The organism is Nonomuraea sp. NPDC005730, from assembly GCF_040630865.1.
Lineage (GTDB): Bacteria > Actinomycetota > Actinomycetes > Streptosporangiales > Streptosporangiaceae > Nonomuraea.
Genome location: NZ_JBEXYK010000001.1, coordinates 60,547 through 72,512, shown reverse-complemented (window position 1 = coordinate 72,512; position 11,966 = coordinate 60,547). Strand labels below are relative to the sequence as shown.

11 protein-coding genes are annotated in these 11,966 nt (G+C 72.3%); 7 read left to right on the top strand and 4 right to left on the bottom strand.

Annotation, left to right across the window (positions count from 1 at the left end):
* Positions 1-2: 2 nt before the first annotated feature.
* Positions 3-680 carry an MtrAB system response regulator MtrA gene (gene mtrA, locus ABZ444_RS00345; RefSeq protein ID WP_043620615.1) on the bottom strand — a complete coding sequence of 226 codons (678 nt, stop codon included), beginning with the start codon at positions 678-680 and terminating at the stop codon, positions 3-5.
* 268 nt (positions 681-948) lie between these two features.
* On the opposite strand from mtrA, the gene ABZ444_RS00340 reads away from it, so the two are divergent.
* From ABZ444_RS00340 to ABZ444_RS00320, 5 genes are read left to right on the top strand one after another with little or no spacing between them, the layout of a single operon-like run.
* Positions 949-2,256: a glycerophosphoryl diester phosphodiesterase membrane domain-containing protein gene (locus tag ABZ444_RS00340; protein WP_357990532.1), complete on the top strand. Its 1,308-nt coding sequence runs from the start codon at positions 949-951 to the stop codon at positions 2,254-2,256.
* Positions 2,253-2,879, top strand: coding sequence for a DUF4129 domain-containing protein (locus ABZ444_RS00335; RefSeq protein WP_357990530.1), 627 nt, complete (start codon positions 2,253-2,255; stop codon positions 2,877-2,879). The genes ABZ444_RS00340 and ABZ444_RS00335 overlap by 4 nt, the downstream gene beginning before the upstream one ends.
* Complete coding sequence (locus ABZ444_RS00330) at positions 2,876-4,060, top strand: DUF4350 domain-containing protein (protein WP_357990527.1); 1,185 nt, start codon at positions 2,876-2,878, stop codon at positions 4,058-4,060. Before ABZ444_RS00335 ends, ABZ444_RS00330 begins: the two co-directional genes overlap by 4 nt.
* A gap of 13 nt (positions 4,061-4,073) precedes the next feature.
* The gene (locus ABZ444_RS00325) at positions 4,074-5,030 is read left to right on the top strand and encodes a MoxR family ATPase (protein WP_357970258.1); all 957 of its coding nucleotides are present in this window, start codon (positions 4,074-4,076) and stop codon (positions 5,028-5,030) included.
* Between the two features lie 40 nt (positions 5,031-5,070).
* Complete coding sequence (locus ABZ444_RS00320) at positions 5,071-6,444, top strand: DUF58 domain-containing protein (RefSeq protein WP_357990525.1); 1,374 nt, start codon at positions 5,071-5,073, stop codon at positions 6,442-6,444.
* Here the strand turns inward: ABZ444_RS00320 and ABZ444_RS00315 are convergent.
* Positions 6,441-7,433, bottom strand: a complete 993-nt coding sequence (locus ABZ444_RS00315; RefSeq protein WP_357990522.1) for a stage II sporulation protein M — start codon at positions 7,431-7,433, stop codon at positions 6,441-6,443. The two genes, ABZ444_RS00320 and ABZ444_RS00315, sit on opposite strands and share 4 nt — an antisense overlap.
* 51 nt (positions 7,434-7,484) lie before the next feature.
* Between ABZ444_RS00315 and ABZ444_RS00310 the strand changes: the two genes are divergently transcribed.
* Positions 7,485-8,462: an RDD family protein gene (locus tag ABZ444_RS00310; protein ID WP_357990520.1), complete on the top strand. Its 978-nt coding sequence runs from the start codon at positions 7,485-7,487 to the stop codon at positions 8,460-8,462.
* A gap of 25 nt (positions 8,463-8,487) precedes the next feature.
* Here the strand turns inward: ABZ444_RS00310 and ABZ444_RS00305 are convergent, their stop codons facing one another.
* Positions 8,488-9,894, bottom strand: coding sequence for a hypothetical protein (locus ABZ444_RS00305; RefSeq protein WP_357990517.1), 1,407 nt, complete (start codon positions 9,892-9,894; stop codon positions 8,488-8,490).
* Between the two features lie 168 nt (positions 9,895-10,062).
* Between ABZ444_RS00305 and ABZ444_RS00300 the strand changes: the two genes are divergently transcribed.
* Positions 10,063-10,695, top strand: a complete 633-nt coding sequence (locus tag ABZ444_RS00300) for a DUF305 domain-containing protein (RefSeq protein WP_357990514.1) — start codon at positions 10,063-10,065, stop codon at positions 10,693-10,695.
* A gap of 6 nt (positions 10,696-10,701) precedes the next feature.
* Here the strand turns inward: ABZ444_RS00300 and ABZ444_RS00295 are convergent, their stop codons facing one another.
* A complete protein-coding gene (locus ABZ444_RS00295) occupies positions 10,702-11,937 on the bottom strand; it encodes an adenosylhomocysteinase (RefSeq protein WP_357990511.1) in 1,236 nt (411 codons plus the stop codon).
* Positions 11,938-11,966: the final 29 nt, after the last annotated feature.

Below are 11,966 nucleotides of genomic sequence, written 5' to 3'. Positions count from 1 at the left end.
GGCTAGGCGGGGCCGGCTTTGTAGCCCACGCCGCGGACCGTCACGACGATCTCGGGGTGCTCGGGGTCCTTCTCGATCTTGGCGCGGAGTCGCTGCACGTGCACGTTCACCAGCCGGGTGTCGGCGGCGTGCCGGTAGCCCCAGACCTGCTCCAGGAGGACCTCTCGGGTGAAGACCTGGCGCGGCTTGCGGGCCAGGGCGACGAGCAGGTCGAACTCCAGCGGCGTGAGGTTGATCGTCTCCTCGCCGCGCTTGACCGAGTGGCCGGCCACGTCGATGGTGATGTCGCCGATCTGCAGGATCTCGGGCGTCGGCTCGTCGGTGCGGCGCAGCCGCGCCCGCACCCGCGCCACGAGCTCCTTGGGCTTGAACGGCTTGACGATGTAGTCGTCGGCGCCGGACTCCAGCCCGAGCACCACGTCGATCGTGTCGCTCTTGGCGGTGAGCATCACGATCGGCACCCCCGACTCCGCCCTGATCCTGCGCGCCACGTCGATACCGTCGGCGCCCGGCAGCATCAGGTCGAGCAGGACAAGGTCCGGGCGTGTATCCCGGAACGCGTCGAGGGCCTTGTCGCCGTCGGAGACGAAGGACGGCTCGAAGCCTTCTCCGCGCAACACGATGCCGAGCATCTCGGCGAGAGCGGCGTCGTCGTCGACGACCAGCACGCGACCTTTCATGGCCCCTCATTCGTTCTACGCATTGTGGGACATACCCGCACGATCGCTGAAGGTTACCCTTGGTCGGCCCATGTGTGGGACATGAGGCCTACGAAAGGCGAATTTTAGGTTCCCCCCGCAACCACAAACCCAGTCTGCGGTAACGGAGCGACTTTCGGCCATCCCCGGCTGCCTTCCTTGCCCCGTTTCGCCGATAAATGAGGGCAAGATGAGCCGGCGAATCACCTCGGTGACACCAGCCACCCGCCCAGCGTGCCAGGATTGGGATATGTCAGACGGTCACGGACGCACGCCCGAGACGCCCCCAGGCTGGTCTGCTGAACAGCCCCCGCCCTACAGCGCCCCGCAGGCTTCACCGTGGACCGCGCCGGGATCGCCCACGCAGACGCCGTACGGCCAACCGTACGAGCCGCAGGGCGAAGCCCCCCAGCCGCCGCCCTACGGCCCGCCGGGGCCTCAGCCACCCTACCCCCAGCCGGGCCACCCGCAGTCCGGTCATCCGCAGCCCGGCCATCCCCAGCCCGGTTACCAGCAGCCCGGCTACGGCTACATGCCGCCGCCCGCGCTGCGGCCCGGCATCATCCCGCTGCGGCCGCTGGGGCTCGGCGACATCCTCGACGGCACGATCAAGCTGATCAGGTCCAACCCCAAGGCCGTGCTCGGCCTGTCCGCCGTCGCCGCCCTGCTCGGCGCGGTGCCGCTGGCCGTGGGGCAGGCGGTCATGTTCGGCTCGATGGGCGACATCCTCGACGACCCGCAGGCCGCCTCCGCCGGTCTCGACAGCTTCTACGGCATCGTCGCCCAGTACGGCGGCATGCTGGTCTCGTACGCGATCCAGTTCGTCGTGGTCACGGTGCTGACCGGCGTGCTGACGCGCATCCTCGGCCGGGCCGTCTTCGGCGGCAACATCACCGCCGCCGAGGCCTGGCGCCTCAGCAAGGGCCGGCTCCCGGCGCTGTTCGGGGTCGTCGGGCTGATGGCCGTCATGATGGTCGTGCCCCTGATCGTCCTCACGCTGGTCGTGGTGGCGCTGGCGATGAACGTCTCCTCCTCCGAGGGCGTCGGGCTGACCCTCGGCGTGATGGGGCTGTTCGTCCTGCTGTTCATCCCGTACTACCTGTTCATCACCACGCGCTTCGCGTTCGCCGCGCCCGCCGTGGTGCTGGAGGGCAGGGGGCCGATCGACGCGATGCGGCGCTCGTGGCACCTGGTGACCGGTGACTTCTGGCGGGTGCTCGGCATCCTGCTGCTGACGTCGCTGCTGGTCGGCCTGGTGTCGGGGGTGCTGTCGGTGCCGTTCTCGTTCGGCGGGACGCTGATCGGCATGCTCGGCGCCGGCTCGCCGGGCTCGGCCGTGGTCGCGGCGGTGTTCATCGCCGTCGGCGCGACGCTGAGCGCGATGTTCTCCTACCCCTTCCAGGCCGGCGTCTCCGGCCTGCTCTACGCCGACCGGCGCATGCGCGGCGAGGCGTTCGACCTCGTGCTGCAGACGGCGGCGATCGAGCAGCAGCGCCAGGGATGGGTGCACGCCTCGGCCGACGACCTCTGGCACCCGTCCAACTCAGCCAGGTCGTGAGCCCGGCCGGCCGGGAGGAGGCGGCGCGCAGAGCGGCCGAGGAGCTCCTCAAGCCCGGATACGAGACGGAATCCCTGTTCGACCGGCTCTACCGGCTTTTCGTCCAGTTCATCGGCGACCTGACCGACGCCGTGACGGGCGGCGGTCCGGTCGGCGGGATCATCGCCGCCGTCGTGATCACGCTGATCCTCCTGGGCGTGATCCTGCTGGTCGCCTGGCGGCTGCGCAGGACCGCCCGCAGGAACGCCATGGCCCCCGGCGGCCTCTACGGCGAGCGCGTGCTCAACGCCGCCGAGCACCGCAGGGCCGCCGAACGCCTGGCCGCCGAGGGCGACTGGACGCAGGCCATCCGCGAACGCCTCCGCGCCATCGCCCGTGACCTGGAGGAACGCGCGCTGGTGGACGGCATGCCGGGCCGCACGGCCGACGAGCTGGCCGCCGAGGCGGGCAGGGCGCTGCCCGGCTTCGCCGCCGAGCTGGCCGCCGCCGCGCGCTCGTTCGACGACGTCAGCTACGGCGGCGTGCCCGGCACGCAGGCCGCGTACCAGGCGATGAGCGATCTGGACGAGCGGCTGCGCCAGGCGCGGCCCGTCCCGCTCGCCGTGGGAGGCGGGCCGTCGTGAGCGTCACCACCTCCGCGCCGGGGGCCGCCGGGCCCTCCGCGTCCACCTCCCTCACCGCCCGCTCCACCTGGCGGGCGAGCCGCATGATCGTCCTGCTCGGCCTGGTCGTCGTCCTGGTCGCGGTGGCCGCGGTGCTGTTCGGCCCGCAGCGTGGCCCCTCGCGTTTCCTCGACCCCGCCGACACCTCGCTCGCCGGGTCGAAGGCGCTGGCGGAGCTGCTGCGGGCGCGGGGCGTCCAGGTCGACCGGGTCGACTCGGTCGAGGCGGCCGCCGCCAAGGCCGCGGGCGGCGGGCGGTTGCTGCTGGTCACCGACCTGACCTACCTCGACGAGCACCGGCTCGCCGAGATCCCCGGCGACCGGCTGATCGTCGGCGACCTGCCGGGTCTCGACGTGCTGGCCCCGGGGACGAGCACCGAGCGCGAGCCGTCGCGCGTGCGCTCCCGCGACCCCGGGTGCGCGCTGCCCGCCGCCGCGCGGGCCGGCAGCGCGTACGTCGGCGGCCTGGTGCTGAACGGCCCGCCGGGTGCCGCCGCCTGCTACCCGGCGGGCGAGGGTCACTCCCTGGTCAGCTACCGCACCCCCGACGGCGCCACCACCACGGTCGTCGGCGACGGCGCGTTCATGACCAACCTGCGCCTGCCCGAGGACGGCAACGCGGCCCTCGCCCTCAACCTCGTCGGCACCGGCAGGCCCGTCACCTGGCTGGTACGCCCGGAGAATCCGCCCCCGCTCGACCTGCCCGGCTCCGAGGGCAGGTCGATGTACGAGCTGATGCCCCCGAGCGTGCCGTGGGCGATCCTGATGACCTGCCTGACCGTGGCGCTCGTCGCGTTCTGGCGGGGGCGCCGCCTCGGGCCGGTGGTGACCGAGAAGCTGCCCGTCGTCGTGCGGGCCGCCGAGACGGTCGAGGGCCGCGGCAGGCTCTACCGCGCCAGGAGGGCCAGGCAGCGGGCCGCCGACTCGCTGCGCGCCGGCACGGTCGACCGGCTCACGCCCCGCCTGGGTTTGGCCCAGGGCGCCGGGCCGCACGAGCTGGTCGCGGCCCTCGCGGCGCGGATCGCCGACGACCCGCAGGTGGTCGGCGCCGCACTGTACGGCCCCCCGCCGGCCGACGACGCCGCGCTCGTCGCGCTGGCCGGGTACTTGGACTCCATCGAAAGGCAGGTCAGTGAACTCTGAGGAGACTTTCCGCGTGGCCCCCTCGGGCGAGGCGGCCAGGGAGGCGCTCGGCGCGCTGCGGGCCGAGGTGTCCAAGGCCGTGGTCGGCCAGGACGCCGTGGTCACCGGGCTCGTCATCGCCCTGCTGTGCCGGGGGCACGTGCTGCTCGAAGGCGTGCCGGGCGTGGCCAAGACGTTGATGGTGCGCACTCTCTCAGCGGCCCTGTCGCTCGACTTCAAGCGCGTGCAGTTCACGCCCGACCTGATGCCGGGCGACGTGACCGGCTCGCTGATCTACGACGCGAAGACCAGCGAGTTCGAGTTCAGGGAGGGGCCGGTCTTCACGAACCTGCTGCTCGCCGACGAGATCAACCGCACCCCGCCCAAGACGCAGGCGGCGCTGCTGGAGGCCATGGAGGAGCGGCAGGTGAGCGTGGAGGGCACGGCCCGGCCGCTGCCCGACCCGTTCGTGGTCTGCGCGACCCAGAACCCGGTCGAGTACGAGGGCACCTACCAGCTCCCCGAGGCCCAGCTCGACCGGTTCCTGCTCAAGCTGACCGTGCCGCTGCCGCCGCGCGACCACGAGATCTCGGTGCTCGAACGGCACGCCCGCGGCTTCGACCCGCGCGACCTGTCCGACGTCAAGCCCGTGGCCACGGCCGAGGACCTGGCGGCCGGCCGCGAGGCGGTCTCCCAGGTGCACGTGGCCCCCGAGGTGCTCGGCTACATCGTCGACGTGGCCCGCGCGACCAGGAGCTCGGCGTCGCTGCAGCTCGGCGTCTCGCCGCGAGGGGCGACGGCGCTGCTGGCGGCCTCCAGGGCGTGGGCGTGGCTGTCCGGGCGCCCTTACGTGACGCCCGACGACGTGAAGGCGCTGGCCAGGCCCGCGCTGCGGCACCGCGTCCAGCTCCGGCCCGAGGCCGAGCTGGAGGGCGCGACCGCCGACGGCCTGCTCGACGGCATCCTGGCCTCGGTCCCGGTCCCGCGCTGATGGCCCGCTCCGACGCACGCGAGAGGGCCGGGAGGCGTCGATGGCTCTGACGGGACGCGCCGGGCTGCTCGCCGCGGCCGGGATCGTGGTCGTGCTGCTCGCGCCGCAGCCCGGCGCCGCGCTGGCCGGGGTCTGCCTGCTGCTGGCCGCCGCGGTCATCGTGGACCTGGTGTTCGCGGGCGCCGTGCGGCCGCTGCGGCTCCACCGTTCGGGCGACACGCTCGTACGGCTGGGGCAGACGGCCACGGTGGAGCTGATCGTGGAGAACCCGGGCCGGCGGCGGGTGCGCGGCCGGATCAGGGACGCCTGGCCGCCCTCGGCGGGGGCCGCCCCCCGGGTCGCCGAGCTCGACGTGCCGGGCGGCGAGCGGCGCAGGATCGTGGTCACGCTCAACCCGACCAGGCGCGGGGACCGGTCGTCGGTGGCGGTGACCGTGCGCTCGGTCGGGCCGCTCGGCCTGGCCGCCCGCCAGGGCAGCCACCGTTCGCCCTGGTCGGTGCGGGTGCTGCCGCCGTTCCTGTCGCGCAAGCACCTGCCGTCCAGGCTGGCGCGGCTGCGCGAGCTCGACGGCCGGCATCCGGCGCTGGTGCGCGGGCAGGGCACCGAGTTCGACTCGCTGCGCGAGTACGTGGTGGGCGACGACGTGCGGTCCATCGACTGGCGGGCCACCGCGCGCCGCAACGACGTGGTCGTGCGCACGTGGCGGCCGGAGCGCGACCGGCGCGTGCTGATCGTGCTCGACACCGGCCGCACGTCGGCGGGCCGGGTGGGCGACGCGCCGGTGCCCCTGGCCGGGGCCGCCGCGCAGGGCCCGGGGCTGCTGGTACGTCCCGGCCCGCGGCCCGCCCCCGGCTGGCCGCGGCTCGACTGGTCGATGGACGCGGCGCTGCTGCTGGCCGCGCTCGCCGCCAGGGCCGGTGACCAGGTCGACTTCCTGGCCTACGACCGTGCGGTGCGCGCGTGGGTGAGCGGCGCGTCCCGTACCGAGCTGCTGTCGTCGCTGGTCAACGTGATGGCGCCGATCGAGGCCGAGCTGGTCGAGGCCGACGGGCAGGGCATGGTGGCCGCCGTCCTGTCCCGGGCCAAGCGGCGTTGCCTGGTCGTGCTGCTCACCGACCTCAACGCGGCGGCGCTCGACGAGGGCCTGATGCCGGTGTTGTCGCAGCTGTCCTCGCGGCACCTGGTGCTGGTCGCGGGCGTGTCCGACCCGCGGGTGGCGGCCATGGCGGCCAGGCGCGGCAGCACCGAGGAGGTCTACGACGCGGCGGCGGCCGAGCAGGCCCAGCTCGCGCGCCGGCGCATCACGGCCAGGCTGCGCCGGCACGGCGTCGAGGTCGTGGACGCGCCGCCCGAGGACATCGCGCCCGCGCTGGCGGACGCCTACCTGGCGCTGAAGGCCGCGGGCCGGCTCTAGGCCGTGGGGGCGACGTCGGGGGCGCGTTCGACGTCGCCGGTCTCGTTCTCGCGCAGGGCTCGGCGGCCGAAGACGATCACGTACGCCAGGAAGGCCGCCTCGGCGAGCACGCCGATGCCCACCCGCACGGCCGTGGGCAGCCCGGACGGCGTCACGAACCCCTCGATCAGGCCCGACACGAACAGCACCACGACCAGCCCGAGCGCCACGCTCATCACCGCCCGGCCCTGCTCGGCCAGCGCCTCCAGCCGCCTGCGCGGCCCGGGGTCGATCACCGTCCAGCCCAGGCGCAGGCCGACGGCCGCGGCCAGGAAGACGCCGGTAAGCTCCAGCAGGCCGTGCGGCGTGATCAGGCCGAAGAAGATGTCCAGCTTGCCCCTGGAGGCCATCAGCCCGGCCGAGACGCCGACGTTCTCGGCGTTGCTGTAGAGGATGTACGGGATGGGGATGCCGAGCAGGATGGCGTAGATGATGACCTGGGCCGACACCCAGGCGTTGTTGACCCACACGTGGCTGGCGAAGGAGGCGGCGGGGTGCTCGGAGTAGTAGTCGGCGAAGTCGTGGTCGACGAGCTGGGCGATCTCGTCCGGCGAGGCGATCGCCGCCTGCACGTCGGGGTTGGCGGCCACCCACGCCCCCAGCACCCACGCGACCGCGATGCTGGCCAGCGCCGTGGCCAGCCACCACCACCGCGCCCGGTAGGCCACCACGGGGAAGGAGACCGTGAAGAAACGGGCCAGCTCCCGCCAGGCGGGCGTGTGCGCGCCGGTCACCGCCGACCTGGCCCTGGCGACCAGCGCCGACAGCCGTCCGGCCAGCACCGCGTCACGGGAGGAGGAGCGCACGATGGACAGGTGCGTGGACACCCGCTGATAGAGGTCGACCAGTTCGTCCACTTCCGCGCCGGTCAGCGAGGAGCGGTTCTTGACCAGGTGGTCGAGCCGGTCCCAGACGGGGCGGTGTGCCGTGACGAACGCATCGATGTCCACCCGACCATTGTGGCCGCTCGATCAGTGCGGCATTGCCGTTAGGCTCCACATATGTCAGAGGTTGTGACCGGGGACGCCGTCGTCGTCGAGGTGCGGGTGGCCCAGATGCCCTCGCGCGCGATGGCGTTCGTCATCGACATGACGGTGCAGCTCGTCGTGCTGATCGGCGCGTACATGCTCCTGGGCGCGTTCGCGGTCGTCACGGACGGCGCCATGCTCGGCGCGGCCATGATCGTACTGCTGGTGCTGGTCATGATCGGCTACCCGGTGCTCTTCGAGACGCTCAGCAGGGGGCGCAGCCTCGGCAAGCTGGCGCTCGGCCTGCGGGTGGTCGCCGACGACGGCAGCCCAGAACGCTTCCGGCAGGCGCTGTTCCGCGGGCTGGCCGGGCTGGTGGAGTTCTGGATGTTCTCCGGCGCGCCCGCGCTGATCTCCTCGCTGGTCTCCCAGCGGGGCAAGCGGCTCGGCGACATCTTCGCCGGGACCATCGTGATCTCCGACCGGGGGCCGCGCGAGAGCGGGCAGGCCATCCTCATGCCGCCGCCGCTGGCCGCGTGGGCCGCCACCCTGGAGCTCTCCCAGCTTCCCGAGGAGGTGGCGCAGGCCGCCCGCCAGTACCTGATGCGCTGGCACGACCTGACGCCGCAGGTCCAGCACGACATGGGGGTGCGCATCGCGACGCAGACGGCGGCCTTCGTGTCGCCGGCCGCGCCCGCGGGGGTGCCGCCGCACGCGTACCTGAGCGCGGTGCTGGCCGAGCGCCGGCGGCGGGAGGAGGCCCGATTCGCGCGCCAGGCCGCGGCCCTGACAGCCGGCGGCGCGCCGCGGCCCACGCCGTACGCGCCGTACCCACAGCCGGGGCCGTATGCGCCGCAGGGGCCGTACCCGCAGCAGGGGCCGTACCCGCAGGCGCATCCACAGGCGCCGCATCCGCAGGCACATCCGCTGGGAGCTCCGCACCGGCCTCAGCCGGGGCCCGCGCCGGAGCCGCCGAGGGCGACTCCGGGCGGGTTCGCGCCGCCGCAGTGAGCCGGCGGCGCGGTCAGCCGGCGGGTCAGTTGCCGCCGGGGACGCCGCGCCCGTGCTCGGGGTACGAGCCCTGCGTCTGCGCGTTCAGCTGGCCCATCTTGACGCTGTTGGCCTGGTTCGTCCGCGGGTCGTTGAGCTTGAGCACGTCCAGGCCCAGGTTGAAGTCCGAGCCGTAGATGTAGCCGTTGTAGTAGTACGCCGACCAGAAGCCGCCGTCGAGCGGCGGAGCGGTCTCGTCCGGCCCGCGCTCGAAGTAGGCGATCTCCTGCGGGTGGGCGGAGTCGGTGAAGTCCACCACCGAGATGCCGCCCTGGTACCACGCCTGCACCATGACGTCGCGGCCCTTGACCGGGATCAGCGAGCCGTTGTGCGCGACGCAGTTCTCGGTGTCGGCCTGGTGACGGGCGATCTTGAAGTAGCCCTTGAACACGAGCTGCCCGCCGACGATGTCGTAGTAGGCGTTGGCGCCCTTGTTCGGGCCGATGGCCGCGTTGCAGGTGGCCCGGCTGCCGCCGCCCAGCTCGTCGGTGAAGACGACCTTCGTGCCCTCGTTGTTGAACGTGGCCGAGTGCCAGAACGCGAAGTTCACGTCATCGCGCACCTTCGCCGTGACCTTGGGCTGCTCGGGGTCGGAGATGTCGAGCAGGACGCCCTCGCCCATGCAGGCGCCCGCGGCGATGCCCTTCTCGGGGTAGGCGGTGATGTCGTGGCAGCCGGTGGTGGCCGACTTGCCGTTCGGGTACGGCAGCGGCAGGCCGGGGTTGCCGCCGTCGGGGAACAGGTTCGGCGTCGCGATGACGGCCGCGGCGGCCGGGTTGTCCAGCGGGACCTTGATGATCGAGATCAGGTCGTGCGGGGGCTTGCAGTCCGGGTAGTTCGCGTTGGGGCCGTAGGAGGAGACGTAGATGTAGACGTTCTTGCCGGCGCGGTCGGGCACCAGCGTGTTCGTGTGCGAGCCGCAGTTGGTCTCGACCGACTTGACGTACCTGGGGTTGGACTTGTCGCTCACGTCGAAGATGCGCATGCCCTCCCACGACTCCTTGACGGAGGCGCTCTGGGAGGTGCTGCTGCACGAGTCGTCGTTACGCGAGGAGTCGACGGACCCGAACAGCAGGTTGCCGTAGACGGACATGTCCATCTGGCCGCCGGGGCACACGACCGAGCTCACGAGCGACGTCTTCTTCGGCTGCTTGATGTTGTAGATCGAGAAGCCGTAGTAGTTGCCGACGAAGGCGTAGTCGCCCTGGAAGGCCATGTCGGTGTGGATGTCGGACAGCGCCTGCGGCTTGGGCACGTTCGTGACGTGCGTGATGTTGGAGCTCATGACGATCTCGCCGGGAGCCGGGATGTCCGCAGCCTGGGCGGGCAGTGTGGCGGCCGTTGCCGCCACGAGGGCGGCGACCAGGATGAGGGCCCTGCGGGGGGTGAACACTCCGTGGTCCTCCTATAAAGGGGGCATAAATCTCCGTCATCGTCGCTCACGGCCCCAGGACCTGGCCAGTGTCCAATGTGTCAAATCTTGTTCCGTTTCAACCTCTTTCGTTCGGGCGATACATGGCCTAGAGTCCGCATTCTCGTCCCGAGCCAGTCAGGAGGCCGAGTGCGCGGCGCGCTCATCGTCATCGCGGGCACGCTGATTGCCCTGTCCGGCTGCTCCTACGGCGCGTCCTCCGCACCGCGGGCCGACTCCACGGCGCCGGTGCTCGCCCCGGGCCGTCCGGGCGAGCAGGCCCGCACGCTGGCCCCGGGCGAGGCGGCCACCGCCGTCCCCGGGCCCACGGCCAACGCCGCCGACATCACGTACGTCCAGGACATGATCGTCCATCATCGGCAGGCCCTCGACATGGCGATCCTGGCTCCCACCAGGGCGGACTCGGTCAAGCTCAAGGGCCTGGCCGACCGGATCAAGACGGCCCAGGGCCCGGAGATCCAGTTCATGACCACCTGGCTCAAGGAGCAGGACCAGAAGGTGCCCGACCACCACGCGGCGCACGGCGACATGCCCGGCATGGCCACGCCCGAGCAGATGGCGGCGCTGAAGGCGGCCACGGGCAAGGACTTCGACCGGCGGTTCCTGGAGCTGATGATCAAACACCATCTGGGCGCCCTCGAGATGTCCGACCGGGTGCTGACCACGGGCTCGCACATCAAGATCGAGGAGCTGGCCACGGACGTCAGCGTCACCCAGACGGCCGAGATCCGCCGCATGCAGGAGATGCAGGCGGCGCTCTAGCCTCCCCTAGGAGCCGACCCGCCAGGAGTGGAGGTAGTCCTCCTGCTCCGGGGTCAGCGTGTCGATGCCGATGCCGGCGGCGGCCAGCTTGAGCTTGGCCACCTCGTGGTCGATCTCCTCGGGCACGTCGTACACGCCGGGCACGAGGCCCGCCCGCTGCCCCGCCAGCCAGGCCACGGCCAGCGCCTGCGCGGAGAACGACATGTCCATGACGGCCGCCGGATGGCCCTCGGCGGCGGTCAGGTTGACCAGGCGGCCCTCGGCCAGCAGCAGCAGGCGGCTGCCGTCGGGCATGACGTACTCGTCGGTGTTCGGGCGCACCCCCCGGTGCACCTCGCGGGCCATCTCGTCGAGGGCCCGCACGTCGATCTCGACGTCGAAGTGGCCGGCGTTGGCCAGGATCGCGCCGTCCTTCATCACGGACAGGTGCTCGGCCCTGATGACGTCCCGGTTGCCCGTCACGGTGATGAACAGGTCGCCGATCATCGCCGCCTGGGCCATGGGACGCACCTCGTAGCCCTGCAGGGTGGCATCGAGGGCCTTGACGGCGTCGATCTCGGTGACGACGACCCGGGCGCCGAGCCCCTTGGCCCGCTCGGCCACGCCGCGCCCGCAGAACCCGAACCCGGCCACCACGACCGTACGGCCGGCGAGCATGGTGTTGGTGGCCCGCATGATCCCGTCGAGGGTGGACTGCCCGGTGCCGTACCGGTTGTCGAACATGCGCTTCGTACGGGTGTCGTTGACGGCCACGACCGGGAAGCGCAACGCCTGCTCGGCCGCCATCTGCCGGAGCCGGATGATGCCGGTCGTGGTCTCCTCGCACCCTCCGCTCACGCCTTCGAGCAGGTCGGTGCGCTCGGTGTGCAGGATGTTCACCAGGTCGCAGCCGTCGTCGAGCACGAGGTCGGGCCCGAGGTCGAGGGCCTGGTGGATGTGCAGGTAGTAGGTGGCGCGGTCGACCCCCGCCCGGGCGTGCACGGCGATCCCGTACGCCCGCAGGGCCTCGGCCACGTCGTCCTGGGTGGACAGCGGGTTGGAGGCGGCCAGCGCGATCTCGGCGCCCCCCGCCTTCAAGGCGCCCATGAGCACGGCCGTCTCCGCGGTGACGTGCAGGCAGGCCGCGATCTTGAGCCCGTCGAGCGGGCGTTCGAGCGCGAACCGCTCGCCGATGGCGGTCAGCACCGGCATCGAGCGCGCGGCCCAGGAGATCTGCCGCTCGCCGCTTTCCCAGAGATCCATGCCCAGCCCCTCGCGAAAAAGGACGGCTC

Bases quoted from the DNA above. Each gene is read 5' to 3' on its own strand.
- ABZ444_RS00310 (WP_357990520.1), top strand. From the start codon at position 7,485: ATGTCAGAGGTTGTGACCGGGGACGCCGTCGTCGTCGAGGTGCGGGTG.
- ABZ444_RS00340 (WP_357990532.1), top strand. From the start codon at position 949: ATGTCAGACGGTCACGGACGCACGCCCGAGACGCCCCCAGGCTGGTCT.
- ABZ444_RS00295 (WP_357990511.1), bottom strand. From the start codon at position 11,937: ATGGATCTCTGGGAAAGCGGCGAGCGGCAGATCTCCTGGGCCGCGCGC.
- mtrA (WP_043620615.1), bottom strand. From the start codon at position 680: ATGAAAGGTCGCGTGCTGGTCGTCGACGACGACGCCGCTCTCGCCGAG.
- ABZ444_RS00320 (WP_357990525.1), top strand. From the start codon at position 5,071: ATGGCTCTGACGGGACGCGCCGGGCTGCTCGCCGCGGCCGGGATCGTG.